Origin of the sequence: Pseudocolwellia sp. AS88, from assembly GCF_030551755.1 — a bacterium.
Lineage (GTDB): Bacteria > Pseudomonadota > Gammaproteobacteria > Enterobacterales > Alteromonadaceae > Pseudocolwellia.
Window position 1 is genome coordinate 23,901 of record NZ_JAUPEC010000011.1, and the last position, 26,285, is coordinate 50,185.

Below are 26,285 nucleotides of genomic sequence, written 5' to 3' on the forward strand. Positions count from 1 at the left end.
TCCTAGTAGCTAGAATGGCTTTATCTTATTGAATTTAAAGAACTATATGATAACTATATATCTAAATTAGCTACTTTAAGTGCATTTTCTTCAATAAAGTTTCTTCTTGGTTCAACATGATCCCCCATTAAGGTAGTAAACAATTGATCTGCAGCAATAGCATCTTCAATAGTTACTCGAAGCATTCTACGTGTTGCTGGATCCATGGTTGTTTCCCACAACTGATCAGGGTTCATTTCACCCAACCCTTTATAGCGTTGTATGTATTGACCACGTTTTGATTCTGCCATCAACCAAGTTAAAGCTTCTTCAAACTCAGCTACTGGTTTAATCTTCTCACCACGTTTAACATACCCACCTTCTTCGATAAGTCCGTTAATTGCCGTATTTAAAGCTACGATAGATTTAAACTCGTTAGATTCGATAAATTCATAACTACAGTTATATTCTGTATCAATACCATGTTTACGAACAATAAAGCTTGGGTAAAATACTTTTCTTTCTTTATCTTGTTTAACTACTACAGAATAAATAGAACCATTACCGTCTTGATCATCTAACTGTTTAATTAAGTCAGCAGTCCATGCATCAACTAAAGCTTCATTATTAAAATCTTCTTTAGCGATAGGTTTTGAGTAAATCATCTTCTCTAAGATATCAGCTGGTATCTGTCTAGAAAGCGTTTTAATCGTCTCCATCGTTTTTCTGTATTGATTTACTAAACTCTCTAAAGCAACACCTGATATAGCTGGCGCAGATTCATTAACATGTAATTCTGCATTATCTAATGCTAATGTTGTTAAGTACTCAGTTAAACCATCATCATCTTTAATGTATCTTTCTTGCTTACCTTTTTTAACTTTATATAAAGGTGGTTGAGCGATATAGATATAACCTCGTTCCATAATTTCAGGCATTTGACGATAGAAGAATGTTAGCAATAATGTACGGATGTGAGAACCATCGACATCAGCATCGGTCATTATAATGATACTGTGATATCTTAGTTTTTCTGGATCGTATTCATCTCTACCAATACCACAACCTAAAGCTGTAATTAAAGTTCCAACTTCTTGTGAAGATATCATCTTATCAAAACGTGCTTTTTCTACGTTTAAGATTTTACCTTTCAATGGTAATATTGCTTGGTTTTTTCTGTTTCGTCCCTGCTTGGCCGATCCGCCAGCAGAGTCCCCTTCCACTATATATAGTTCAGAAAGAGCTGGATCTTTTTCTTGGCAATCTGCTAATTTACCAGGTAAACCTGCAATATCTAAAGCACCTTTACGTCTTGTCATTTCACGAGCTTTACGCGCCGCTTCACGAGCTCTTGCTGCATCAACTATCTTCATAATAATTGTACGAGCAACCGTTGGTTTCTCTAGTAAATACTCTCCTAGCTTCTCACCCATAGCTTGTTCAACAGCAGTTTTTACTTCTGATGACACTAGTTTGTCTTTAGTTTGAGATGAGAATTTTGGATCTGGAACTTTAACTGATATTACAGCGGTTAAACCTTCACGAGCATCATCACCTGAAGCGTTAGTTTCTGTACTACCACCTTTCTTAGTTTTATTTAAACCTTCTTTAACCATATAACTATTTAAAGTTCTGGTTAATGCAGTTCTAAAACCACTTAGATGTGTACCACCATCTTTTTGAGGGATGTTATTAGTAAAACAATGAATATTTTCTTGGAAGCCATCATTCCATTGCATTGCAACTTCTACAATAATTCCATCATCTTTTGCTAAATCAAAGTAGAATATTTCTTCATTTACTGGTGTTTTATTTGTATTTAAATAATCAACAAATGCTTGAATACCACCTTCAAAATGGAAGTGATCTTCTTTTCCTTCTTCTCTGTCATCAACTAATCTAATTGAAACACCTGAGTTTAAGAAAGAAAGTTCACGAATACGCTTAACTAATAAGTCGTAATGAAATAATACATCAGAGAATGTTTTAGAACTTGGCCAGAATCTTACTTCTGTCCCTGTTTTATCACTTTCGCCAATTTCTGCTAATGGTGCTTCTGGTTCGCCTGACAAATATATTTGTTCATATAGTTTGCCACCACGTCTGATATTTAGCTTTAATTTGTCACTTAAAGCATTTACAACTGAAATACCAACACCATGTAAACCACCAGAAACTTTATAACCTGAGTCTTCTCCACCAAATTTACCACCAGCATGAAGTACTGTCATAATAACTTCTGCTGCTGACACACCTTCTTCAGGGTGAATTTCAGTTGGGATACCACGACCATTATCTCTAACAGATACAGAGCCGTCTAAGTGAATTCTAACGACGATTTCACTACAATGACCAGCTAATGCTTCATCAATTGAGTTATCTAATACTTCAAATACCATATGATGTAATCCAGACCCATCATCTGTATCACCTATATACATACCTGGTCTTTTACGTACTGCATCAAGACCTTTTAGTACTTTTATACTGGCCGAATCATATTCATTTTCTATTGTCATAGCTTTTAGCCTATTCACTCATTTCAAAAATTTTACCATGTTTCACGTGAAACATTTTGTAATCATGGTCATTTGGAATCAAAGGTTCCACAGCGACTTTATCAATTGCGGTAATAATTACCTGACAATTTAACTGATTAATAGCGTCATTTAAAACAGTTCTAGAGTTTGAATCAAGTTCTGCTCCAACATCATCAATCAATAAAATTGGTTTTACTCGTTTTACTTTTTCAATTAGCTTAGCTTGTGCAAAAGTTAAAGCGAGTAAAAACAACTTCTGTTGCCCTCTTGAAAGTTGATTTTCTAAAGGCTGTTTGTTCATAATAAATCGTAAATCAAATTTATGCGTGCCTGAAATTGTGTAACCTAGTAGCACTTCTCTTGATCTATTATTTTGTAAAATATCTTCTAATTTTGTGTTTTGTTTCCACCCCTGAGAATATTGTATTTGAATATCCTCAAAAATATTAGGCAGTAGTAATTTAGCCCAATGTAAAAACTCTTCTTTAAAACTAGTAATATATTTAATTCTTAATTCAGATACATTATTAGAGTGAACACAAAAAACTTCATCCCAATATTTTATCCCTTCTATATTTATACCAGATCTTAAGTAAGCATTTCTTTGTTTTAAGATACGATTAAAATCTTTCCATTCTCTAGAAAATGATTGTTCCACGTGAAACAATCCTAAATCTACAAAACGTCTGCGTTCTTTTGGCCCACCAAAAAACAACTTAAAGCTTTCGGGTGTAATTATTTGAACCGCTATATTTTTAGCAAGTTCAGAAAGTTTGGTATGACGCTCTCCATTAATTTTTATTTCTGTTTGATTAGAAGTAAAATTTTTCGAGATACCTATCTGAGCGTCTAAATCATCTTTTATGCTTACAACAAAACTAGATTGTTCATGTGAAACTAAGTTTTCAATCTTAGAGGTGCGAAATGACTTTCCATGCCCTAGAAAAAAAATAGCTTCTAAGAAACTACTTTTACCACTTCCATTATCACCAACTAAAAAATTTAGTTGTGGATGTAAATCTATTTTAGCTTGTTCTATGTTTCGAAAATTCTGTGTAATTAATCGAGCTACACTCATTTAATTACAAACGCATAGGCATAACAACATAAGTAGCTTCGCCAGTATCTGCACCTTCAATAACCACACTACTGTTTGCATCAGCTAAAGTGAATTTAACGTTAGTATCTTTAATAGCATTAAGTACATCTAATACATAACTTACGTTAAAGCCAACTTCTACATCTTCAAACGGAAATTCAATTTCAATCACTTCTTCAGCTTGTTCTTGCTCAGGATTGTTTGCTGTAATTTTTAACTCGCTAGCAGAAAAGTTTAAACGTACACCTCTAAACTTTTCGTTAGATAAAATTGCAGCGCGCGATAATACTTGGCGCATTTGTTCGCGACTTGTTAATAATATTTTATCACCATTACGAGGAAGAACTCTTCGGTAGTCAGGAAAACGACCATCAACTAACTTACTTGTAAAAGAAAATTCGGTATCGATAATTCGGATATGATTTGATCCTAAAAATACTTTTACAGTTTCTTCTATAGGATCAAGTAAGCGAATTATTTCAAGTATACCTTTACGAGGCACAATAACTTGTCTTGTTGGAAGCGATAAAGACTCGTTAGATATTTTACATATTGCTAAACGATGTCCATCAGTAGCAACTGAACGAATTTCATTTCCCTCAGTTTCAATAGACATCCCGTTTAAATAATAACGTACATCTTGATTTGCCATTGAGAAATGAGTACTTTCAATTAATCTTAAAAATTCAGACTTTAATAATTGAAACTCAACATCACCTTTCCATTCTTCAATATTAGGAAAATCGTCAGCTGATAAAGTAGAAAGAGAATATTTACTTCTACCTGTAGAAATTTTAATTACGTCATTTTCTAGTTCAAATTCTAAAATAGAATCGTCAGGTAAGCTTTTACAAATATCCAGAAGTTTACGTGCTGGAATGGTTACTTCAGAATCTTCAGCATGATTGTCAATTTGAGCATAAGAAACCATTTCAAGCTCTAAATCAGTGGCTGTTAAAGTAAGTGATTGCCCACTAACTTCTAAAAGTACATTACTAAGTATTGGTAGAGTACTCTTTCTTTCAACAGCACCAGAAACAAGTAATAATGGTTTTAAAAGTAATTCCCTATTTATTGAAAACTTCATTTTTATACCTATAAAAATTTAAACTGACTGATTAAGATGAAAGTGTTCTTATTAAGTTTGAATAATCTTCTTTAATGTCGTGTGTTTCTTCTCTCAAAGATTTAACTTTACGACAAGCATGCAGAACTGTTGTGTGATCTCTACCACCAAATGCATCCCCTATTTCAGGTAAGCTATGGTTAGTAAGTTCTTTAGAAAGCGCCATTGCAATTTGTCTTGGTCGTGCGACAGAGCGATTACGCCTTTTAGATAACAGATCCGATACTTTTATTTTGTAATATTCAGCTACGGTTTTTTGTATGTTGTCAATTGTGACAAGTTTATCCTGAAGTGCAAGTAAATCACGTAGCGCTTCTCTAACAAAATCTATAGTGATAGCACGGCCGGTAAAATTAGCATTAGCTACAACACGGTTTAAAGCGCCTTCAAGTTCACGTACATTTGAACGTAAACGTTTAGCAATAAAGAATGCAACTTCGTCAGCGAGATTAATATTACTTTCTTGTGCTTTGCGTTTTAATATAGCTACACGAGTTTCTAATTCTGGAGGTTCAATGGCTATTGTAAGGCCCCAACCAAAGCGAGATTTTAGACGATCTTCTACATCGACTTCTTTAGGGTAACGATCACTCGTTAAAATGATTTGTTGGTTACCTTCTAGTAAAGCATTAAAGGTATGGAAAAATTCTTCTTGAGTGCGATCCTTTCCAACAAAAAATTGAATATCATCAATTAGCAGAGCATCAACAGAACGATAATATTGTTTAAACTTTTCCATTTCATTATTTTGTAAAGCTCGCACCATATCTTGAACAAAGCGTTCTGAATGCATATAAGCAATTTTAGCATCTGGCTTATTAGCTAAAATACCATTTCCTACTGCATGTAATAAATGGGTTTTACCTAAACCAGTACCACCATAAATAAATAAAGGGTTATATGCAGTACCTGGATTATCAGCAACCTGTGAAGCTGCAGCTCTTGCTAATTGATTAGATTTACCTTCAACAAAGTTATCGAAAGTATATTTATTACGTACATTAGCAGTTTTAGGTAAATTTGTATCAGCTGGGGTTTTGGCTTTCTTTACTGTACTTTCTTCTGCTGCAGGTACTTTACTAGGTACTTTTACAGAACTAGTTGTAGGGATGCTACCCACATCAAAACGCAGCATAGGCGGGTTTGCAGGATCGTTCAAAGAAACAAGTTCAGTTAAACGATTTAAATATTTATCTCTAACCCAATCTAAAACAAATCTGTTTGGTGCAAATAAAGTAACAATATTATCGTCGATAACGCACTGTAATGGACGAATCCACATACTAAATTGTTGGGCAGGCAACTCTTCTTGTAAGATAGACAGACAACGTTGCCAATGTGATTGATCCAACCAAAACTCCTAAGATGTCAGTTTTATTTATTCTAAATTAAAAGAACAAAATATATGACAGGAAACTAACTAAAATTAATATCTATAAATAGCATTATCTACGTACTTATCCACAACATCAATATTGACATTTACGATAATATAATAAATATCATCTAATTACACCTAACCTATTATTTAATATAACATTTAATTTTAATAACAATATAATATTTATATTAAATAGATAAAGATATTAGAGGTATATTTAACAAAATATTTGGAACAATTATTCAAAATGTGATGAAACTGTGGATACTTAAACCTTTTTAGTAAAGATCACCAACGATCCTTTGAAAAAATACATTGAGTTGATGTTGACGCCTATAATTATTGTGTATATAATTCTGCCTCTTTTTTAGACCAGTGTGCTCATTTTAAGGCGACTTGCCAGGGCAACAACAACCGACGGATTAGCGTAATGAAAAGAACATTTCAACCTAGTGTATTAAAGCGTAAACGCAACCACGGCTTTCGTGCTCGTATGGCAACTAAGAACGGTCGTGCAGTTATAGCACGTCGTCGTGCTAAAGGCCGTGCAAGCTTAAGCGCATAATCTCTATCTTGATTTATCAAATAGAGTTCGAGTAACTACCATGGTTACTTATGAATTTAATCGGGAGTCACGTTTGTTGACTCCCGGTCAATTTCAATCAGTCTTTACTAAGCCAATTAGATTTGGTTCTAGTCACATCACAATTCTTGTTTCTCAAAATCCAGATAATAATAATCGCTTGGGTTTAGCAATAGCTAAAAAACGAGTGAAACTTGCTGTTCAACGAAACAGAATTAAAAGATTGATTAGAGAAAGTTTTCGTTTAAATCAGCATGACCTCCCCCATATAGATATTGTCGTTATGGTGAAATCGGGTACTGATAAACTAGACAACACCCAAATTAATCAGCAATTAGAAAAAATATGGCGAAAAATAATTCAACGCCACAAAACATAGCTATTTTTTTTATAAAAGCTTACCAACGCTTGCTCAGCCCTCTACTAGGTAACAATTGTAGATTCAATCCAACTTGCTCTTTTTATGCTATTGAAGCAATTAATCGCTTCGGTGTGTTAAAAGGTTGTTGGTTAGCGAGCAAACGTATACTAAAATGCCATCCACTTAATGCGGGAGGATCTGATCCCGTGCCACCATCAAAAAAAGAGAAATAAGTCATTATGGAATCTCAACGCAGTTTTCTGTTCATTGCGCTACTGGTTGTAACCTATTTATTATTTAGTGAATGGCAAAAATCAAATGCCCCTGCACCAATAGTAATTGAACAATCAGAACAAGTACCAACGAATACTATTCAAAATGCTAATGGCGAATATATTCCAGAGTCTTCTTCAAATAATACTATTGTTCAAGAGTCAACGAGTCCTGTTAAGCAACTTATATCAGTTAATACTGATGTATTAGCATTACAAATTGATACTCGTGGTGGTGATATTGTTGATGCAAAATTATTAAAATTTGATACCGAACAAGGTAATGGCATTCCATTTACAGTAATGCAAAATGGCCCTAAAAAATATGTAGCACAAAGTGGCTTAATTGGTGAGCAAGGTATAGACCGTTTAATAGCTGGTCGCCCAATTTACAAAACTTCAGCAAAGCAATATGACTTAGCAGATAACGAATCATTAACTGTTGATTTAGATTTTGTAACTGAAGATGGTTTAGCGGTAACTAAGCGTTTCACATTTAATAAGTCGAGCTATAGTATTAATATAGAATACATTGTTAAAAACAACACTGCGACTATGGCTAGTGTTCAAATGTATGGTCAACTTAAACAATCAACACTAGTAGAAAGCGGTTCAGCACTTATGCCAACGTATCGCGGAGCTGCTTATTCAACTGATGATGATAGATATGAAAAATATAGCTTTGATGATATTTCAGAAACTAAGTTAAATATTTCAACTATGGGTGGTTGGGTAGCTATGTTAGAACATTACTTTGTTTCTTCATGGGTTCCACATCAAGATGATTCAAATCAATTTTATAGCTCTTATATAAATCAAGATGCAGTAATAGGCTTTAAAGCACCAGTTCTTAGTGTACAACCCAATACTGAAGCCGTTACATCGGCTATTTTTTATGTAGGACCGAAGGATCAAGTATTACTAGAATCTATAGCACCTCATTTAGGCTTGACTATTGATTACGGATTTTTATCAATGATAAGCCAACCATTATTCTGGTTGCTTATTAAAATACAATCTCTCGTTTCTAACTGGGGATTAGCAATTATTGTTATTACTTTAATTGTAAAAGGCGGTATGTACCCATTAACTAAAGCGCAATATACCTCTATGGCAAAAATGCGTGCATTAGCGCCTAAGATGGCACAACTTAAAGAACGCTTTGGTGACGACAGACAGAAGATGTCACAAGCGACAATGGAAATGTACCGTAAAGAAAAAGTAAACCCTGCTGGTGGTTGTTTACCTCTTCTTGTACAAATGCCAATTTTCTTAGCGTTATACTGGGTATTTTTAGAAAGTGTTGAATTGCGTCATGCGCCATTTATGTTATGGATCCAAGATTTATCAGCACAAGACCCATTCTACATACTACCTATTTTAATGGGTGTAAGTATGTTTGTTATGCAGAAAATGCAGCCAATGACAGTTCAAGATCCGATGCAACAAAAAATAATGCAATATATGCCAGTAGCATTTACTGTATTCTTCTTTTGGTTCCCTTCAGGCCTTGTACTTTACTGGTTAGTAAGTAACTTAATATCTATCGCACAAATGAAAATTATATTTTCAGGCATAGAGAAAAAGAAAGCACAACAAGCGTAATAAATAACGCAATACAACAAAGGTGGCTCAGGCCACCTTTTTTTATACCTATAAAAAAATCCTCTCATTTCATCAAAAGCATTCTACGTTTATAATGAAGTTGAAAATTAAATCGATTCAACTGAGATAAACAATGACAGAGCTTAGCTTTTCTAATACATCTAAAGAAACTATCGCCGCACAAGCTACCGCACCAGGTAGAGGTGGGGTTGGCATTATCAGAGTATCAGGTCCAGAAGTACAAAATGTAGCCAACGCTATTTTAGGTAAATTACCTGAACTAAGAAAAGCTGAATATCTTCCTTTTAAAAACTTAAAGGGTGAAACTTTAGATCAAGGTATAGCGCTGTATTTTAAAGGTCCTAATTCATTTACTGGTGAAGATATTATTGAATTTCAAGGACACGGCGGCCCTGTAATTTTAGATATGTTACTCAAAGAAATTTTATCCTTACCTAAAGTTAGAATGGCAAATCCTGGTGAATTCAGTGAACAAGCATTTTTAAACGATAAACTCGATTTAACACAAGCAGAAGCTATTGCCGATTTAATCAATTCAAGCTCAGAGCAAGCTGCAAAGTGTGCACTTAATTCCCTTCAAGGTGACTTCTCTAAACTTATTAATCAACTTGTTGAAGATACAATTCATTTAAGAATGTATGTAGAAGCTGCAATAGACTTTCCAGAAGAAGAGATTGATTTTCTCGCAGATAAAAAAGTTGTAGATAAGCTTAAAAGCATTATTACCCAAGTAATTGATGTCCGTAAACAAGCGCAACAAGGAGCCATTATTAGAGAAGGTATGCGTGTTGTTATTGCAGGTAGACCTAATGCTGGTAAATCAAGCCTACTCAACTCCCTTAGTGGTAAAGAAAGCGCAATAGTAACAGATATAGCAGGTACAACCCGCGACGTGCTATCAGAGCAAATCCATATTGATGGTATGCCATTGCATATTATTGATACCGCTGGACTACGAGAAAGCACAGATAAAGTAGAACAAATAGGTATTGAGCGTGCGTGGAATGAAATTAACCAAGCTGATCGTGTATTACTTATGGTAGATTCATCACTAAATATTGATGAGGATCCTAAACAGCAATGGCCAGAATTTTTTGCTAAATTACCTGAAAAAATAGGCTTAACCGTTATTCGCAATAAAGCAGATATTAGTAAAGCTCAAACAGGATACTCAAAGCCAAATAATACACCTACCATAACATTATCAGCTAAAAATGGTGATGGTGTTTCTGTACTAAAAGAACATTTAAAAGAGATTATGGGCTATCAGGGAAGCACTGAAGGTGGCTTTATGGCTCGTCGTAGACATTTGTCAGCATTAGAAAAAGCTCATAACCACTTAGAAATAGGCTTAGAACAACTAGAATCTTATGTAGCAGGTGAAATACTTGCTGAAGAACTCAGATTTTGCCAAGAAGAGTTGAACCAAATAACAGGTGAATTTACTAATGATGACTTATTAACTGAGATATTTTCATCGTTTTGTATCGGTAAATAAAGCTAAAAATCCGTATTATTTAACCCCATTTATGAGATAAATATGAGTACATATCAAATTATTGTTGGCAGTATGTTAGGTGGAACTGAGTACGTAGCTGAAGCTTGTGAAGAACAATTAAACGCTTTAGGGCATCAAACTCAGTTGCATTTAACACCTAATTTTGAAGAAATAGAAAATAAAAACACAAATTGGCTCATTTGCACATCAACTCATGGAGCTGGAGATTACCCAGATAATATCCAAAATTTTGTTTTAGATCTTGAAAACAGCTCACAGGATCTAACAAGTATTAATTATATGATCATAGGGATCGGTGATCGTAATTATGATACTTATTGTTTAGCTGCTAAAAACATAGATAAACTATTAAATTCAAAAGGTTGCAAAATAATAACAACAATAAATCTATTGGATATGTCACAAGATATAGATCCAGAAGATCTAGCTCAATGCTGGATCACTGAAAATAAAGATCTATTGTAATGATCTTACTAAGAAGTTATTCACAGATTTACCAAAATAAAACATGTAATGTGTATAACTCTGTGATCAAGCTATTATTTTCTTATTATTATTCAGTGTATATAAATAAAACTTATTCTCCTTGTGGATAACAGGCGCTTTTGATCATAGGTTTAAAGTTAAATGATCCAAGGTTGTAAACAAGCTTTATAGTAGTCTAAGTAATTGAAATTAAATCTATAAAAGTACTTATCAACAGAAAAAAGGATCCTTAATAAGTAATAACAACAAGATCTTTAAAAAGATCTTGTATATATTTAAGAGGATCATACTAAGATCTTTTTCGGTATTTGATCATTCCCCTCCTCTCAAAAACAAGCTAAAATACGCTCCCTAATTTAAAAAGATCATTAATCTAAAGGTTAAAAAATTTATGTGGTATCAAGAAACTTATGACGTGATTGTTGTTGGTGGTGGACACGCCGGAACAGAAGCTTGTTTAGCTGCTGCACGTATGGGTTGTAAGACATTATTGTTAACTCATAATATTGACACTTTAGGACAAATGTCATGTAACCCAGCAATTGGTGGTATTGGCAAAGGTCATCTTGTTAAAGAAATTGATGCTTTAGGTGGATTAATGGCTACAGCGACAGATCATGCTGCCATTCAATTTAGAACTCTAAACGCAAGTAAAGGCCCAGCAGTAAGAGCAACTAGAGCTCAAGCAGATCGATTATTGTATAAATCTTTTGTTAGAAACACTTTAGAGAACCATGAAAACTTAACTATTTTTCAACAACCTTGTGACGATCTTATTCTAGAAAACGATGTTGTAGTCGGTGTTTCAACACAAATGGGATTAAAGTTTAAAGCTAAATCTGTAGTTTTAACTGTAGGAACATTCTTAGCAGGCCAAATACATATTGGTTTAAATAATTACCAAGGTGGTCGCGCAGGGGATCCTGCTAGTGTTAACTTAGCTAAAAGCTTAAGAGACATGCCATTTAGGATCGATCGTTTAAAAACAGGAACACCGCCAAGATTAGATGCTAGAAGTTTAGACTTTTCTGTAATGCAAGAACAACCAGGTGACGATCCTAGACCTGTATTTTCATATATGGGAAATAGATCTCAACATCCTGAGCAGATCTCTTGTTTTATCACACATACAAATATTAAAACGCATGACATCATTCGTGGAGGTTTAGATCGTTCTCCAATGTACACAGGTGTTATTGAAGGAATTGGACCAAGATATTGTCCATCTATCGAAGATAAGATCCATCGTTTTGCTGATAAAGACTCACATCAAATCTTTGTTGAGCCGGAAGGTTTAACAACTCATGAAATTTACCCTAATGGTATTTCAACAAGTTTACCATTTGATGTACAAATGGACTTAGTAAGATCAATTGTAGGTTTTGAAAATGCTCACATTACAAGACCAGGTTATGCTATTGAATATGACTACTTTGATCCTAGAGATTTAAAACAAACTCTTGAAAGTAAATTTATTAATAACTTATATTTTGCTGGTCAAATAAACGGAACAACAGGATATGAAGAAGCTGGTGCTCAAGGCTTAATAGCAGCAACCAATGCAGCAGCACGTGTTCAAGGCAAAGAAGAACTTATTTTAGGTCGTGATGAAGCATACATGGGTGTACTCATTGATGACTTAGCAACATTAGGTACTAAAGAACCTTATAGAATGTTTACCTCTCGTGCTGAATACAGATTATTACTTAGAGAAGATAACGCTGATATCCGCTTAACTGAAAAAGGTTACAAACTTGGATTAGTCGATGAGGCTCGTTGGAAACGTTTTAATGAAAAAATGGAAAATGTTGAGTTAGAACGTCAGCGTTTGAAAACTACATGGATCCATAAAGATCATGCAGCAGTAAATGATATTAACCCACTATTGAAAACGCCTATTAGTAGAGAAAATAGCTTAGAAGATTTAATTCGTCGTCCAGAAGTTACTTATGATGACCTAATGAGTATTGAAAGCTTAGGACCAAAATTACACGATGTACAAGCTGCTGAACAAGTAGAAATACAAATAAAATATGCAGGCTATATTGATCGCCAGTTAGAAGAAATAGCGAAAAAGAAAAAACATGAGCTGACTTTGATCCCACATGATTTTGATTTTTCACAAATATCAGGCTTATCAAATGAAGTTATTGCAAAACTAACAGATACTAGACCTGAAACTATTGGTAAAGCATCGCGAATTTCAGGTATTACTCCTGCCGCAATTTCGTTATTATTAGTTTATCTTAAAAAGCATGGTTTATTACGTAAATCAGCTTAATCTTTAATCAAAAGAGCCAGTAATTTACTCATGTTAACTGATAAATTAAATACACTACTTAAAGAAACCGAATTACAGCTCACTAATCAACAAGTAATTTTACTTGTTGATTATGTAGAATTACTAAATAAATGGAATAAAACTTATAACTTAACATCTATTCGTGATCCTCAAGATATGATTGTAAAACATATTATGGATAGCTTAATGATTGGCCCTCTTCTAGAAGGCCAACATTTTATAGATGTAGGAACAGGACCTGGACTACCAGGTATTCCATTAGCTATCGCATATCCAGATAAAGAATTTGTTTTATTAGATAGCTTAGGTAAACGTATTACCTTTCTTAAACAAGTTACTTATCAACTATCCCTTAAAAATGTAACACCTGTACAAGCTCGAGTTGAAAAGTACGAGCCTGAAAAACCATTTGATGGTGTATTAAGTAGAGCATTTTCTTCACTTAATGATATGGTTACTTGGTGTGATCATTTAGTCACTAAAGATCATGGAAAGTTCTTAGCATTAAAAGGACAATTTCCAACAGACGAAATTGACAATTTACCTAGCAATGTAACAATGATAAAAAGTCATACTATAATTGTTCCTCAGTTAAATGCTGAAAGACATTTAATTGAATTAGTTAAAATACAATAAAATATTGTAAACGAGAATATTCGAGGGAATTGTGGGAAAAATAATTGCTGTAGCTAATCAAAAAGGTGGAGTTGGTAAAACAACAACTTCAGTGAATCTAGCTGCATCCTTGGCTGCAACTAAAAGAAAAGTACTACTTATCGATCTTGATCCTCAAGGTAATGCTTCTATGGCAAGTGGTGTCGATAAATATGATGCCCCTGCCACATGTTACGAATTACTTGTAGATGAAAAACCTTTCGAAGAAGTTGTTATTACAGAAACAACAGGTCTTTATCATCTTATAGCAGCAAATGCTGACGTAACTGCTGTTGAAATTAAGCTCATGGAAGTTTATTCAAGGGAGCAACGTTTAAAAAGAGCATTAGCAAAAGTTAAAAATGATTATGAATACATTATTATTGACTGCCCTCCTTCATTAAACATGCTTACCGTTAATGCAATGACTGCTGCTGACTCAGTTTTAGTTCCTATGCAGTGTGAATATTATGCATTAGAAGGACTAACAGCATTAATGGATACAATCTCACAACTTACTTCTGTAGTTAATGGCAACCTTCATATAGAAGGAATTCTTCGTACCATGTATGATCCAAGAAATCGATTAGCGAATGATGTATCGGAACAGCTTAAACGTCATTTTGGCGATAAAGTTTATAGAACCGTGATCCCAAGAAACGTTCGTTTAGCTGAAGCTCCAAGTTTTGGCTCACCAGCAATGTATTACGATAAATCGTCAACAGGTGCTAAAGCATATCTAGCATTAGCGGGCGAAATATTACGTAAAAATGAAAAGAAAGCTAACAAAGAAACCGTAACAAGTTAACATTCAAGGAAAACTATGAGTCCAACTAAACGCAGAGGACTAGGCCGAGGTCTAGACGCCCTTTTAACATCAGTACCTAAAGACTCATCTGACAATTCTTCAGCGGATTCACAACAAAGTGAGCTTCAAAAACTTCCCATTGAACAATTACAGCCTGGTAAATATCAACCACGTAAAGATATGTCTAATGACGCACTAATTGAATTATCAAATTCAATTAAGTCGCAAGGTATTATCCAACCAATTGTAGTTCGACAAACAGATAACGAAGAATATGAAATTATAGCGGGTGAAAGACGTTGGCGCGCTGCTCAACTTGCAGGATTAGATTTAGTTCCTTGTTTAGTTAAAGATGTGCCAGATGAATCCGCTGTTGCTATGGCATTGATTGAGAATATTCAACGGGAAGATCTTAATGCAATGGAAGAAGCGATTGCATTAGAAAGACTATTAATAGAATTTGAACTTACTCACCAAGAAGTTGCTGATGTTGTTGGTAAATCAAGAACAACGGTCAGTAACTTATTACGTTTAAATAATTTAAATAGTGAAGTGAAAACTTTTCTAGAACACGGTGATATTGAAATGGGCCATGCTCGTGCTTTATTAGGTCTCTCTGATGAAGAACAAAACAATACAGCAAGAATTGTGGTTGCCAAAGAATTAACTGTTAGAGAAACGGAAGCTTTAATTAAGAAGCTTCAAGAACCGGCCAAAGAAGAGAAAGTAAAAGAAATAGATCCTGATACTCAATCTTTAGAACAAAATTTGTCAGAAAAAATTGGTTCACAAGTCTCTATTAGCCACAATAAAAAAGGCAAAGGAAAACTTGTTATTTCATATACCAACTTAGAAGAACTTGATGGCATAATTGCAAAATTTGGTAAGGAATGAAAACTTTTATAGTGCCTTACAACTAGGCAATATTAAAAATGAAATATTTTGCACAATAATAGAGCTAGATAAGCCCTATTTTGTTGCAATAAAAGAGTAATTAAGTATACTTGCGCAGACTTTTTGGCATTTAAAGTAATTACTTTAAATGTTTATGTGAAATACGAATGTTTTAGTAGGAGTTCTAGTGAGCCTTTTTGCAGAAAATGAGCTATCTAAAATAGGACTACGAATAGCATTCAAGCAAATATTGATAACTTGTATTGTTGTAATATGTTTCACATTAGGTATTTATTTTATATGGGATATAAGTTCCGCTAAATCAGCATTAATAGGCGGTTTAATTGGAATAATACCTAATATAATTTTTGCACTGAAAGCATTTAGATATGCTGGTGCAAGATCAGCTAGAAAAGTGGTTGATTCCTTTTTTAGTGGCGTAAAAATAAAGATGGTATTAACGGCAATTTTATTTTCACTAGCCTTTAAGTTTTTAGTGATACAGCCGCTGCCTTTATTTGGCATGTTTTGTTTAGTAATGGTTATGCCGTTGCTACAACCAATTATAAATAAACAATAATTGGCATAGTTTTTTTAAACTTTAATCATTAGGGTAATTTAATATGGCTTCAGGTGCTGAAATAACCAGCCAAGAATATATTAAACATCATTTGCAAAATCTAACAGTGGGCGAAGGCTTTTGGGCTGTTCACATAGATACGCTAGGATGGTCAATATTTCTTGGTATCGTTTTCCTCTACATTTTTCGTTCGGTTGCTAAAAAAGCAAACACCGGCGTACCAGGAAAACTGCAATGTGCAGTAGAAATGGTAGTAGAATTTGTAGATGACAGTGTAAAAAGTACGTTTCATGGTAAAAACCCAGTTATTGCACCTTTAGCATTAACTATTTTTGTTTGGGTATTATTAATGAACGCAATGGATTGGGTGCCAGTTGACCTTATTCCTCGTATTTTTGAGTTGTTTGGTGTTCATTATATGAAAGCCGTACCAACTACAGATCCAAATATGACTTTTGCTTTAGCATTAGGCGTGTTTTTCCTTATCATTTACTATTCAATTAAAGTTAAAGGTGTTAGCGGATTCATTAAAGAATTAACGACCCAACCTTTTGGTCACTGGTCTTTATACCCAGTAAACTTTGTACTTGAAATGGTTACCTTATTAGCTCGTCCATTATCATTAGCGTTACGTTTATTCGGTAACTTATATGCGGGTGAGTTAATATTCTTGCTTATTGCAACAATTGGTTTATTCCAATTGCCAGTACACTTTTTATGGGCAGCTTTCCATTTATTGGTTATCCCATTACAAGCGTTCATTTTTATGATGCTAACTATTCTTTATTTAAGTTTAGCGCATGAAGATCACTAACTCTTCGGGACTGAGTTAGAACGACAATAGTCGGGCCGAAGGGTTTAGGGCAGGAAGCCCGTAAAACAAATTACAAATTTCAACTTTAAACTTTAACTTAAATAATCGGAGATAAATATGTTATATATCGCTGTTGCTTTACTAATCGGTCTAGGTGCTTTAGGTACTGCTATCGGTTTTGGTATACTTGGTGGCAAATTCTTGGAATCTGCAGCTCGTCAACCTGAATTAGCACCACAACTTCAAGTGAAAATGTTCATCGTAGCAGGTCTTATTGATGCTATCGCAATGATCGGTGTTGCTATCGGCTTATACCTATTATTCGCAGTTGGTGCTTAATTTTCTTTAAGTTGTTTTTTACGCGAATTAAAATAGGAGATACATAAATGAATCTTAATATGACCTTAGTTGGTGAATTAATCGCATTTATCGTATTTGTAATTTTTTGTATGAAGTTTGTATGGCCACCACTTATTGGTGCTATAGAAGCACGTCAAGCAACTATTGCTGACGGACTTGCTGCTTCAGATCGTGCTGCGAAAGAACTTGAGCTTGCTCAAGAGAAAGCCACAGCACAACTAAAAGAAGCGAAAGCTCAAGCTGCTGAAATTATTGAAGCTGCGAAGAAGCGTGAAGTTCTTTTAGTAGAAGAAGCTGCAGTTAAAGCCCAAGCTGAGAAAGAAAAAATCTTAGCAGCAGGACATGCAGAAATAGAAACAGAACGTAATCAAGCAAAAGAAGAACTACGTCAACAGGTTGCAGTTTTAGCTGTAGCTGGCGCAGAGAAAATTCTTGAGCGTTCAATCGATGCCGCTGCACATAGCGACATTTTAGATAAACTTGTAGCTGAACTTTAAGAGGGATAGAGCTTATGTCTGAATTGACAACCGTTGCTCGTCCCTACGCTAAAGCAGCGTTCGATTTTGCTGTTGAAGCAAATACAATAGATAACTGGTTATCTATGTTAGTATTTGCTGCAGAAGTTTCAGAAAATGAAACGATTAAAAACTACCTTTCAGGTGGTGTTTCTGCAGATCAAGCCACAGACTTATTTTTAAAAGTTTGTGAAGATCAATTAGACAGTAATGGCCAAAACTTAATTAAAGTAATGGCAGAAAATGAACGTTTGTTGGTACTACCACAAGTTCTTGTTCAATTTAGCGCTTTAAAAGCTGAATATGAAAAAGAAATTACTGTGGATGTAACATCTGCTGTTGAATTAGTAGCGGATCAAGTAACTACATTAAGTGCCGCGCTTGAAAAGCGTTTGGCTCGAAAAGTAAAGCTCAATTGTATTGTAGACGCGAACGTGGTTTCTGGCTTAGTAATAAAAGCTGGTGACATGGTAATAGATGGTTCAGTACGAGGTAAACTGAGCCGCTTAGCAACAACAATGCAATCTTAACGGGGACAGAGCATGCAACTGAATTCCACTGAAATCGCCGAACTGATTAAAAATCGTATTGAAAAGTTTGACGTAGTTAGTGAAGCTCGTAACGAAGGTACTATCGTTTCTGTAACTGACGGTATCATTCGCATCCATGGCCTTGCAGATGTAATGCAAGGTGAGATGATCGAACTTCCTGGCAGCCGCTTCGCAATAGCGTTAAACCTAGACCGAGATTCGGTAGGTGCGGTAGTTATGGGCCCATATGCGGACCTAGCTGAAGGCGTAAAAGTTAAAAGTACTGGCCGTATATTGGAAGTACCAGTAGGACGTGGCTTATTAGGCCGCGTAGTAAACACATTAGGTGAGCCAATTGACGGAAAAGGACCTATCGAAAACGATGGTTTCTCTCCTGTTGAAGTTATGGCACCAGGTGTTATCGAACGTAAATCTGTTGACGAACCTGTACAAACAGGTATCAAGTCAATTGATGCAATGATTCCTATTGGTCGTGGTCAACGTGAACTTATCATTGGTGACCGCCAAATCGGTAAATCTGCGATTGCACTAGATGCAATCATCAATCAGAAAAACACTGGTATCAAGTGTGTATACGTAGCAATCGGTCAGAAAGCATCTACTGTAGCGAACTTAGTTCGTTCATTAGAAGAGCACGGCGCGTTAGATAATACTATCGTTGTTGTTGCTGGTGCATCTGAAGCTGCTGCTTTACAGTACTTATCAGCTTACTCTGGTTGTACTATGGGTGAATACTTCCGTGACCGCGGTGAAGATGCGTTAATCGTATATGATGATTTGTCAAAGCAAGCAGTTGCTTACCGTCAAATTTCATTATTATTACGTCGTCCGCCAGGCCGTGAAGCTTACCCAGGTGACGTATTCTATCTTCACTCACGCTTATTAGAACGTGCTGCTCGTGTAAACGAAGCTTACGTTGAGAAATTCACTAATGGTGAAGTTAAAGGCAAAACAGGTTCTTTAACAGCATTACCAATTATTGAAACTCAAGCGGGTGATGTTTCGGCATTCGTACCAACTAACGTTATTTCAATTACCGATGGTCAGATCTTCTTAGAATCTAACCTGTTTAACTCAGGTATTCGTCCTGCTGTTAACGCTGGTATCTCTGTATCTCGTGTTGGTGGTGCTGCTCAAACGAAAATCATCAAGAAACTTGGTGGTGGTATCCGTTTAGCACTTGCACAATATGCTGAATTAGCCGCATTTGCTCAATTCGCATCTGATTTAGATGACGCGACTCGTGCTCAATTAGAGCATGGACAACGTGTTACTGAATTGATGAAGCAAAAGCAATACAGCCCATTATCAATTGCTGAAACAGCAGTATCTTTATTTGCCGCAGAAAAAGGTTATTTAAACGATGTTGCTATTGAAAAAGTAGTTGATTTTGAAGATGCACTTCGTTCATACGTGAACAGTGATCACGCTGAGCTTATGGCTACTATCAACGTGAAGGGTGACTATAACAAAGATATCGAAGCTGGTTTGGCTAAAGCTATTGAAGCTTTTAAAGCTACCCAAACTTGGTAATTTAGTTAACCTTTTCGCGGAGAATAAGTCATGGCTGGTGGTAAAGAGATTAAATCAAAGATCGGAAGTGTAAAAAATACACAGAAGATCACCAGCGCAATGGAAATGGTTGCAGCTAGTAAAATGCGCAGAGCGCAAGATAGCATGGCTGCATCTCGTCCATACGCTGAAAATATGCGAAATGTGATCGGTCACATCGCGCTTGGTAATTTAGAGTTCAATCATCCTTATATGGTTGAACGCGAAGTTAAGCGCGTAGGTTATATCGTTGTATCAACAGACCGTGGTTTGTGTGGTGGTTTAAATATTAATTTATTTAAAAAAGTACTTGCTGATGCTGGTAAACAGCAATCAGCAGGCGCCGATGTTGAATTTGCAGTTGTAGGCTCAAAAGCTACAGCATTTTTCAACAATATGGGTGCTAAGATCACTTCACAAATTTCAGGTTTAGGTGATAGCCCATCACTTACCGATTTAATCGGTAGTGTGAAAGTTATGTTAAATGCCTACGATAATGGTGATATAGATAAGCTGTTTGTTGTGTATAACAAATTTGTTAATACAATGACGCAAAAACCGACAATCGATCAACTTTTACCTTTGCCTAAGTCAGATGATGACGCAATTAAGCATCGCTGGGATTACATATACGAACCTGATGCTCAAGCATTGCTTGAACAACTATTAGTTCGTTATACAGAATCTCAAGTATATCAAGGTGTGGTTGAAAACCTCGCATGTGAACAAGCCGCTCGTATGGTTGCAATGAAAGCTGCAACAGATAATGCGGGTGACTTAATTGATGATTTACAATTGGTATATAACAAAGCTCGTCAAGCAAGTATTACTCAAGAATTGGGTGAGATTTGTGCAGGTGCAGCAGCGGTATAAGCAAAGGTTCTTTGTTTATTTTATTAGTAAATAAGAGCACAAGATTAGAGGATTAAACATGAGTACAGGTAAAGTCGTCCAAATCATTGGCGCAGTTGTGGATGTAGAATTCCCACAAGATGCTGTACCTCAGGTATATGACGCATTAAATATAACCGAAGGCAACTTAAGTGGCTTAGTACTAGAAGTACAACAGCAACTTGGTGGTGGCGTAGTTCGTACTATCGCTATGGGTTCTTCAGATGGTTTGCGTCGTGGTCTGAACGTAGTAAACACAGGTGATAACATCCAAGTTCCAGTTGGTACTGCAACTTTGGGTCGCATCATGAACGTATTGGGTGAGCCTATCGATGAAGCTGGCCCAATCGGCGAAGAAGAAAAATGGTCAATTCACCGTGAAGCGCCAGCATATGCTGACCAAGCGATGTCTAATGAACTATTAGAAACTGGTATCAAAGTAATCGATTTAGTATGTCCATTCGCTAAGGGTGGTAAAGTTGGTTTATTCGGTGGTGCTGGTGTTGGTAAAACTGTTAACATGATGGAACTTATTCGTAACATTGCGATCGAGCATAGCGGCTACTCAGTATTTGCTGGTGTAGGTGAGCGTACTCGTGAAGGTAACGATTTCTACCATGAAATGAACGACTCAAACGTACTTGATAAAGTATCGTTAGTTTACGGCCAAATGAACGAGCCTCCAGGAAACCGTTTACGTGTTGCCTTTACTGGTTTAACAATGGCTGAAAAATTCCGTGATGAAGGTCGTGACGTTTTATTCTTCGTAGATAACATATACCGTTATACACTTGCTGGTACTGAAGTATCTGCATTGTTAGGTCGTATGCCATCAGCGGTTGGTTACCAACCAACACTTGCTGAAGAAATGGGTGTTCTTCAAGAACGTATTACTTCAACGAAGAAAGGTTCAATCACTTCAATCCAAGCGGTATACGTACCTGCGGATGATTTAACCGATCCATCTCCAGCTACAACCTTTGCTCACTTAGATGCAACTGTTGTACTTTCTCGTGACATCGCTTCGCAAGGTATCTACCCTGCTATCGATCCATTAGATTCTACTTCGCGTCAATTAGACCCGTTAGTAGTTGGTGCTGAGCATTACGAAACAGCTCGTGGCGTTCAATCTACGTTACAACGTTACAAAGAACTTAAAGATATCATTGCTATCTTAGGTATGGATGAGTTATCTGAAGAAGACAAGCTTGCGGTAAACCGTGCTCGTAAAATTCAACGTTTCTTATCACAACCATTCTTTGTTGCTGAAGTATTCACAGGTTCTCCTGGTAAGTATGTATCTCTTAAAGACACTATCAGTGGCTTTAAAGGATTACTTGCAGGTGAATATGATGATTTACCTGAGCAAGCTTTCTACATGGTTGGTTCTATTGAAGAAGCAACTGAAAAAGCTAAAAACATGTAATGAAGGCTGGCGACTAATTAGTTAAGTAAATTACTTATTTAAACTAGTCGCCCATTTGGAGGTCAACATGGCAATACTTTCTGTAAATCTTAATGTAGTAAGTGCTGAAGAAAGCTTATTTTCTGGCAGTATTGAATCATTACAGATCACAGGTAGCGAAGGTGAATTAGGTATTATGCCTGGTCACGCACCTTTGCTGACCTCACTAAAACCTGGTATGGCAAGAATCGTTAAGAAAGGTGGTGAAGAAGAAATCATCTACTTATCTGGCGGTATGCTTGAGGTTCAGCCAAATAACGTTACAGTACTAGCTGATTCAGCTATACGTGGCGGTGACTTGGATGAAGAAGCCGCATTACAAGCTAAAGAAAGAGCTGAACAGCACTTAAATGATCATGGCGGTGACGTCGATTATGCTGAAGCTGCATCTGAATTAGCTCGTGCGGTAGCACAATTACGTGTAATTCAGGCTTCAAGTAAATAACAGTTTAAGCTTAAACACTAAGTTTTAGTGATACAAAAAGCGACCTTTACGTTAAGTAATTGGTCGCTTTTTTTATGGAAAAATAGTTACAATAAGCACAATATATCTTCAATCAGATAATGGAAATCAAAAATGTCACTTTCAGTCGTAATCTTAGCCGCGGGTAAAGGCACTCGTATGCGTTCTACTCTTCCTAAAGTTTTGCACCCTGTAGCTAACAAACCTATGGTCAATCATGTTATTGATGCAGCAAGACAAGTTAATGCTGAAAATACCTATTTAGTTTATGGATTTGGTGGCGATGTATTAAAAGAAAAAGTGCTGGGTGATGATTTAACTTTTGTTGAACAGAAAGAACAGTTAGGTACAGGACATGCTGTAGATATGGCTTCGCCTTATTTGAAAGATGATGAAGATGTATTAGTACTATACGGAGATGTTCCTCTAACTAAAGTATCAACGTTAAATCGACTACTTGAAGCGAAACCTGCTAACGGAATGTCACTATTAACGGTTCATCTTGCTAACCCTAATGGTTACGGTCGTATTATGCGTGAAGCATCTAGTGATAATAAAGGCAGTGTTGTTGGTATTGTTGAACAAAAAGATGCAAGTGCTGAACAGTTATTAATTAACGAGTGTAATACAGGTATTTTGCTTGCTAATGGTGGCGATTTAAAAAGATGGTTATCAAACCTGTCAAACGATAATGCTCAAGGTGAATATTACCTAACTGATATTATTGCTGCTGCCCATAAAGAAGGTAAAGAAATCGCTACAGCGCATCCTGACAGAGAAATTGAAGTTGAAGGCGCTAACAATAGAGTTCAACTTGCCTCATTAGAAAGAGCATATCAATATAGACAAGCAGAAGAGTTAATGATCGCCGGCGCAAGTATACTTGATCCAAACCGTATCGATATACGTGGTGAAGTAACTGTTGGGCAAGAAATTATCATAGATGTAAACTGTATTTTTGAAGGTAAAGTTACTATTGCTGATGGCGCTAAAATCGGCGCGAACTGTATTATTATCGATAGTACTATAGGTAAAAATGCAGAGATCAAACCTAACTCAATTATCGAAGGTGCGGTAATTGGTGAAAATGCTTCAGCGGGTCCATTTGCTAGAATCCGTCCAGGTTCAGTACTTAAAAATGATGCCCATATTGGTAACTTTGTTGAAATGAAAAAATCTACATTAGGCGAAGGTTCTAAAGCGGGACATTTAACCTACTTGGGTGATACCGAAATAGGTAAAAACTCAAATATAGGTGCAGGTACAATTACGTGTAATTACGATGGCGTAAATAAATCTAAAACTATTATTGGTGATAACGCCTTTATTGGTTCTAATGCATCAATCGTTGCACCTGTTACTATCGGTAATATGGCTACAACAGCAGCGGGTTCAACTATTGTTAAAAATGTAGAAGATAATGACCTAGCTGTAGCTCGTGGCAAACAAAGTAATATTAGTGGTTGGAGACGACCAACTAAAAAATAATAATAAACATCGGATAAGGATATTAGATGAAAATACTTCTACTCATAACGCTACTCTTTTTTAGTAGCGTTAATTCTTCACACGCTCAATCCCTCTCATTAGAAGACATTGTTAGCATTCCTGATGTAAGTGACGTTAGATTGTCACCAAACGGGCGATTTATTGCTTATTTAGTTCGTATTGAAACTGAAAAGCTTAGCGGTAAATTAATTAATGTTTACGATACTGATAATGAAACCGTTAAAAACTTAGCTTATTCACAGAACGAAAAATATATTATTGCGAATATTTTTTGGGGTAATAACGACGTAATACTTGTTAAAGCAAACTTTCCAAGTCACCGCGTTGGAGTTAAAACTACAGAAACTCGATTATTAAAACTTAATAGAAATGACGGTAAATTAACTGCGGTTATACCAAAGTCCTATTATAGAAAAATGCTGTATGTACCCAACATTCAATCTGAAGTGGTAGATATATTACCTAACGATGAAGATCATATATTAATGGCGTTGGGTGGCTTTACTGTTGGTTTAGGTGAAGCTGTATTTCGTTTTCCGATAACTGATAAAGGTAAAAGTAGAACCATTCAAAGAACGAAAAGCGATATGATTTCTTGGATCACAGATACCAATCACGATATCAGAATCGGCATACACAGGGATGAAACAACTTACACAATTAAAGAGAAAATATCATCAGGTAAATTTAAAAACTTATGGACCTTTGAGGCATTTAGTAAAGAATCTATATGGCCTTTAGCCTTTGGTGCGGATAACAATATTTTATATGTAAAAGCATTATATAACGGTAAAGATGCTATTTATAAAGTTAATCTAACAGACGAATCATTAAAAAAAGAGCTTGTTTATTATAATGAAAATTATGATGTAAATGGCGGTTTAAGACGCTCTAAAGAAACCAATGAAATTGTAGGAATAGGATATAACTACTGGGATGAAGAATATAAAAAACTAAATAAAATGATTGATGAAGCGCTTCCTGATACTGATAATTTATTATTAGACAAAAGTGCAGATGGTAATAAATACATTCTATTAGCAAGTAATGATAATCAACCTGGTGTTTATTTTATTGGTGATAAGGAAGACAACTCATTAAAAGTCCTTGCCTATAAACATGACAAACTTTATCCAGAAATATTAGCAACAAAGAAAAAAGTAAAATATAAAGCCCGAGATGGCTTAGAAATTGAAGGTTTTCTAACGTTACCAAAAGGTGAAAAAAATACAAATTTACCGACAATAGTATTCCCTCATGGCGGACCAATTAGCTACGACAGCGGCGGCTTTGATTATTGGACTCAATATTTTGCAAACAAAGGTTATGCTGTGTTTCAAATGAATTTTAGAGGTTCATCGGGTTATGGACATGACTTTATGAAGCAAGGTTTAGCTTCATGGGGTCAAGCAATGCAAGATGATGTAGAAGATGGAACTCATTGGTTAATAAAAGAAGGAACTGCAGATAAAAACAATATCTGTATCGCAGGTGCCAGTTACGGCGGTTATGCAGCATTAATGGGAGGAATTAAGACTCCCGATCTTTACAAATGTATTATAAGCTTTGCCGGTATTAGTGATGTAGAGCAACAGGTTAAATCACACCGTAGGTATACAAATTTCGATATAGTAAAAAAACAAATTGGTAGTGACTACGATAGTTTATGGGAAGCCTCTCCTTTAAAGCATGCTGATAAAATAACAAAGCCTTTATTACTTATTCATGGCTCTAAAGACCGAGTAGTAAACCCAGATCAAAGTGAAGATATATACGATAAACTTAAAAGAAAAAAAGACAAGATTGTTGAATACCATGAAATAGAAGGTGCAAATCATTACTTGAGTAATAATGAAGACCGGTTACAAACTTTCAGAGCTATTGATGCTTTCTTAGATAAATATATGCCTGTTAAATAAACACATTTTATTTCAAAAAAGAGTAACAGTTAAGTTG

The 26,285-nt window shown here is 35.6% G+C and carries 25 protein-coding genes; 21 read left to right on the forward strand and 4 right to left on the reverse strand.

Annotated features, from left to right (window positions below):
• Positions 1-53 precede the first annotated feature (53 nt).
• The 4 genes from gyrB to dnaA are packed head-to-tail and all read right to left on the reverse strand — an operon-like array spanning position 54 to position 6,095.
• The gene (gyrB, locus tag Q5N69_RS09555) at positions 54-2,498 is read right to left on the reverse strand and encodes a DNA topoisomerase (ATP-hydrolyzing) subunit B (protein ID WP_304368670.1); all 2,445 of its coding nucleotides are present in this window, start codon (positions 2,496-2,498) and stop codon (positions 54-56) included.
• A 10-nt stretch (positions 2,499-2,508) separates the two neighbouring features.
• Positions 2,509-3,597, reverse strand: coding sequence for a DNA replication/repair protein RecF (gene recF, locus Q5N69_RS09560; protein ID WP_304368671.1), 1,089 nt, complete (start codon positions 3,595-3,597; stop codon positions 2,509-2,511).
• Positions 3,598-3,601: 4 nt separating this feature from the next.
• On the reverse strand, positions 3,602-4,705 hold the full coding sequence (dnaN, locus tag Q5N69_RS09565) for a DNA polymerase III subunit beta (RefSeq protein WP_304368672.1): 1,104 nt from the start codon (positions 4,703-4,705) through the stop codon (positions 3,602-3,604).
• 31 nt (positions 4,706-4,736) lie between these two features.
• Complete coding sequence (gene dnaA, locus Q5N69_RS09570; RefSeq protein ID WP_304368674.1) at positions 4,737-6,095, reverse strand: chromosomal replication initiator protein DnaA; 1,359 nt, start codon at positions 6,093-6,095, stop codon at positions 4,737-4,739.
• Between the two features lie 460 nt (positions 6,096-6,555).
• Between dnaA and rpmH the strand changes: the two genes are divergently transcribed.
• From rpmH to Q5N69_RS09675, 21 genes are all read left to right on the forward strand, one after another.
• Positions 6,556-6,690 (forward strand): 50S ribosomal protein L34, encoded by a 135-nt coding sequence (rpmH, locus tag Q5N69_RS09575; RefSeq protein WP_033080930.1) that lies wholly within the window; start codon positions 6,556-6,558, stop codon positions 6,688-6,690.
• A 40-nt stretch (positions 6,691-6,730) separates the two neighbouring features.
• A complete protein-coding gene (rnpA, locus tag Q5N69_RS09580; protein ID WP_304368676.1) occupies positions 6,731-7,087 on the forward strand; it encodes a ribonuclease P protein component in 357 nt (118 codons plus the stop codon).
• A complete protein-coding gene (gene yidD / locus Q5N69_RS09585; protein WP_304368677.1) occupies positions 7,054-7,302 on the forward strand; it encodes a membrane protein insertion efficiency factor YidD in 249 nt (82 codons plus the stop codon). The genes rnpA and yidD overlap by 34 nt, the downstream gene beginning before the upstream one ends.
• 6 nt (positions 7,303-7,308) lie before the next feature.
• Entirely contained in the window at positions 7,309-8,946 is a 1,638-nt protein-coding gene (gene yidC, locus Q5N69_RS09590) for a membrane protein insertase YidC (RefSeq protein ID WP_304368678.1), read from the forward strand.
• 133 nt (positions 8,947-9,079) lie between these two features.
• A complete protein-coding gene (mnmE, locus tag Q5N69_RS09595; protein ID WP_304368679.1) occupies positions 9,080-10,465 on the forward strand; it encodes a tRNA uridine-5-carboxymethylaminomethyl(34) synthesis GTPase MnmE in 1,386 nt (461 codons plus the stop codon).
• A 42-nt stretch (positions 10,466-10,507) separates the two neighbouring features.
• Positions 10,508-10,951, forward strand: coding sequence for a flavodoxin domain-containing protein (locus Q5N69_RS09600; protein ID WP_304368680.1), 444 nt, complete (start codon positions 10,508-10,510; stop codon positions 10,949-10,951).
• Between the two features lie 412 nt (positions 10,952-11,363).
• Positions 11,364-13,253 (forward strand): tRNA uridine-5-carboxymethylaminomethyl(34) synthesis enzyme MnmG, encoded by a 1,890-nt coding sequence (gene mnmG / locus Q5N69_RS09605; protein ID WP_304368681.1) that lies wholly within the window; start codon positions 11,364-11,366, stop codon positions 13,251-13,253.
• Between the two features lie 30 nt (positions 13,254-13,283).
• Complete coding sequence (gene rsmG, locus Q5N69_RS09610; protein WP_304368682.1) at positions 13,284-13,910, forward strand: 16S rRNA (guanine(527)-N(7))-methyltransferase RsmG; 627 nt, start codon at positions 13,284-13,286, stop codon at positions 13,908-13,910.
• 31 nt (positions 13,911-13,941) lie between these two features.
• Entirely contained in the window at positions 13,942-14,736 is a 795-nt protein-coding gene (locus tag Q5N69_RS09615) for a ParA family protein (protein ID WP_304368683.1), read from the forward strand.
• Between the two features lie 15 nt (positions 14,737-14,751).
• Positions 14,752-15,630: a ParB/RepB/Spo0J family partition protein gene (locus tag Q5N69_RS09620; RefSeq protein ID WP_304368684.1), complete on the forward strand. Its 879-nt coding sequence runs from the start codon at positions 14,752-14,754 to the stop codon at positions 15,628-15,630.
• A gap of 187 nt (positions 15,631-15,817) precedes the next feature.
• Positions 15,818-16,210: an ATP synthase subunit I gene (locus tag Q5N69_RS09625; RefSeq protein ID WP_304368685.1), complete on the forward strand. Its 393-nt coding sequence runs from the start codon at positions 15,818-15,820 to the stop codon at positions 16,208-16,210.
• 43 nt (positions 16,211-16,253) lie between these two features.
• A complete protein-coding gene (gene atpB / locus Q5N69_RS09630) occupies positions 16,254-17,024 on the forward strand; it encodes a F0F1 ATP synthase subunit A (protein ID WP_304368686.1) in 771 nt (256 codons plus the stop codon).
• 117 nt (positions 17,025-17,141) lie between these two features.
• Positions 17,142-17,363 carry a F0F1 ATP synthase subunit C gene (atpE, locus tag Q5N69_RS09635; protein WP_304368688.1) on the forward strand — a complete coding sequence of 74 codons (222 nt, stop codon included), beginning with the start codon at positions 17,142-17,144 and terminating at the stop codon, positions 17,361-17,363.
• A 47-nt stretch (positions 17,364-17,410) separates the two neighbouring features.
• Positions 17,411-17,881, forward strand: coding sequence for a F0F1 ATP synthase subunit B (gene atpF, locus Q5N69_RS09640; RefSeq protein WP_304368689.1), 471 nt, complete (start codon positions 17,411-17,413; stop codon positions 17,879-17,881).
• Positions 17,882-17,895: 14 nt separating this feature from the next.
• Positions 17,896-18,429, forward strand: coding sequence for a F0F1 ATP synthase subunit delta (atpH, locus tag Q5N69_RS09645; RefSeq protein ID WP_304368690.1), 534 nt, complete (start codon positions 17,896-17,898; stop codon positions 18,427-18,429).
• A gap of 12 nt (positions 18,430-18,441) precedes the next feature.
• Positions 18,442-19,983: a F0F1 ATP synthase subunit alpha gene (gene atpA / locus Q5N69_RS09650; protein WP_304368691.1), complete on the forward strand. Its 1,542-nt coding sequence runs from the start codon at positions 18,442-18,444 to the stop codon at positions 19,981-19,983.
• 30 nt (positions 19,984-20,013) lie between these two features.
• The gene (atpG, locus tag Q5N69_RS09655) at positions 20,014-20,874 is read left to right on the forward strand and encodes a F0F1 ATP synthase subunit gamma (RefSeq protein ID WP_304368692.1); all 861 of its coding nucleotides are present in this window, start codon (positions 20,014-20,016) and stop codon (positions 20,872-20,874) included.
• A gap of 58 nt (positions 20,875-20,932) precedes the next feature.
• Positions 20,933-22,318, forward strand: a complete 1,386-nt coding sequence (atpD, locus tag Q5N69_RS09660) for a F0F1 ATP synthase subunit beta (RefSeq protein ID WP_304368693.1) — start codon at positions 20,933-20,935, stop codon at positions 22,316-22,318.
• Between the two features lie 67 nt (positions 22,319-22,385).
• Positions 22,386-22,802, forward strand: coding sequence for a F0F1 ATP synthase subunit epsilon (locus Q5N69_RS09665; protein WP_304368694.1), 417 nt, complete (start codon positions 22,386-22,388; stop codon positions 22,800-22,802).
• A 132-nt stretch (positions 22,803-22,934) separates the two neighbouring features.
• On the forward strand, positions 22,935-24,308 hold the full coding sequence (gene glmU / locus Q5N69_RS09670; RefSeq protein WP_304368695.1) for a bifunctional UDP-N-acetylglucosamine diphosphorylase/glucosamine-1-phosphate N-acetyltransferase GlmU: 1,374 nt from the start codon (positions 22,935-22,937) through the stop codon (positions 24,306-24,308).
• A 26-nt stretch (positions 24,309-24,334) separates the two neighbouring features.
• Complete coding sequence (locus Q5N69_RS09675; RefSeq protein ID WP_304368696.1) at positions 24,335-26,248, forward strand: S9 family peptidase; 1,914 nt, start codon at positions 24,335-24,337, stop codon at positions 26,246-26,248.
• Positions 26,249-26,285 lie beyond the last annotated feature (37 nt).

Excerpts from the sequence above, each read along its gene's own strand:
- gyrB (WP_304368670.1), bottom strand. The coding sequence starts at position 2,498 with ATGACAATAGAAAATGAATATGATTCGGCCAGTATAAAAGTACTAAAA.
- recF (WP_304368671.1), bottom strand. The coding sequence starts at position 3,597 with ATGAGTGTAGCTCGATTAATTACACAGAATTTTCGAAACATAGAACAA.
- dnaN (WP_304368672.1), bottom strand. The coding sequence starts at position 4,705 with ATGAAGTTTTCAATAAATAGGGAATTACTTTTAAAACCATTATTACTT.
- rpmH (WP_033080930.1), top strand. The coding sequence starts at position 6,556 with ATGAAAAGAACATTTCAACCTAGTGTATTAAAGCGTAAACGCAACCAC.
- rnpA (WP_304368676.1), top strand. The coding sequence starts at position 6,731 with ATGGTTACTTATGAATTTAATCGGGAGTCACGTTTGTTGACTCCCGGT.
- yidD (WP_304368677.1), top strand. The coding sequence starts at position 7,054 with ATGGCGAAAAATAATTCAACGCCACAAAACATAGCTATTTTTTTTATA.
- yidC (WP_304368678.1), top strand. The coding sequence starts at position 7,309 with ATGGAATCTCAACGCAGTTTTCTGTTCATTGCGCTACTGGTTGTAACC.
- mnmE (WP_304368679.1), top strand. The coding sequence starts at position 9,080 with ATGACAGAGCTTAGCTTTTCTAATACATCTAAAGAAACTATCGCCGCA.
- Q5N69_RS09600 (WP_304368680.1), top strand. The coding sequence starts at position 10,508 with ATGAGTACATATCAAATTATTGTTGGCAGTATGTTAGGTGGAACTGAG.
- mnmG (WP_304368681.1), top strand. The coding sequence starts at position 11,364 with ATGTGGTATCAAGAAACTTATGACGTGATTGTTGTTGGTGGTGGACAC.
- rsmG (WP_304368682.1), top strand. The coding sequence starts at position 13,284 with ATGTTAACTGATAAATTAAATACACTACTTAAAGAAACCGAATTACAG.
- Q5N69_RS09620 (WP_304368684.1), top strand. The coding sequence starts at position 14,752 with ATGAGTCCAACTAAACGCAGAGGACTAGGCCGAGGTCTAGACGCCCTT.
- atpB (WP_304368686.1), top strand. The coding sequence starts at position 16,254 with ATGGCTTCAGGTGCTGAAATAACCAGCCAAGAATATATTAAACATCAT.
- atpE (WP_304368688.1), top strand. The coding sequence starts at position 17,142 with ATGTTATATATCGCTGTTGCTTTACTAATCGGTCTAGGTGCTTTAGGT.
- atpF (WP_304368689.1), top strand. The coding sequence starts at position 17,411 with ATGAATCTTAATATGACCTTAGTTGGTGAATTAATCGCATTTATCGTA.
- atpH (WP_304368690.1), top strand. The coding sequence starts at position 17,896 with ATGTCTGAATTGACAACCGTTGCTCGTCCCTACGCTAAAGCAGCGTTC.
- atpA (WP_304368691.1), top strand. The coding sequence starts at position 18,442 with ATGCAACTGAATTCCACTGAAATCGCCGAACTGATTAAAAATCGTATT.
- atpG (WP_304368692.1), top strand. The coding sequence starts at position 20,014 with ATGGCTGGTGGTAAAGAGATTAAATCAAAGATCGGAAGTGTAAAAAAT.
- atpD (WP_304368693.1), top strand. The coding sequence starts at position 20,933 with ATGAGTACAGGTAAAGTCGTCCAAATCATTGGCGCAGTTGTGGATGTA.
- Q5N69_RS09665 (WP_304368694.1), top strand. The coding sequence starts at position 22,386 with ATGGCAATACTTTCTGTAAATCTTAATGTAGTAAGTGCTGAAGAAAGC.
- glmU (WP_304368695.1), top strand. The coding sequence starts at position 22,935 with ATGTCACTTTCAGTCGTAATCTTAGCCGCGGGTAAAGGCACTCGTATG.
- Q5N69_RS09675 (WP_304368696.1), top strand. The coding sequence starts at position 24,335 with ATGAAAATACTTCTACTCATAACGCTACTCTTTTTTAGTAGCGTTAAT.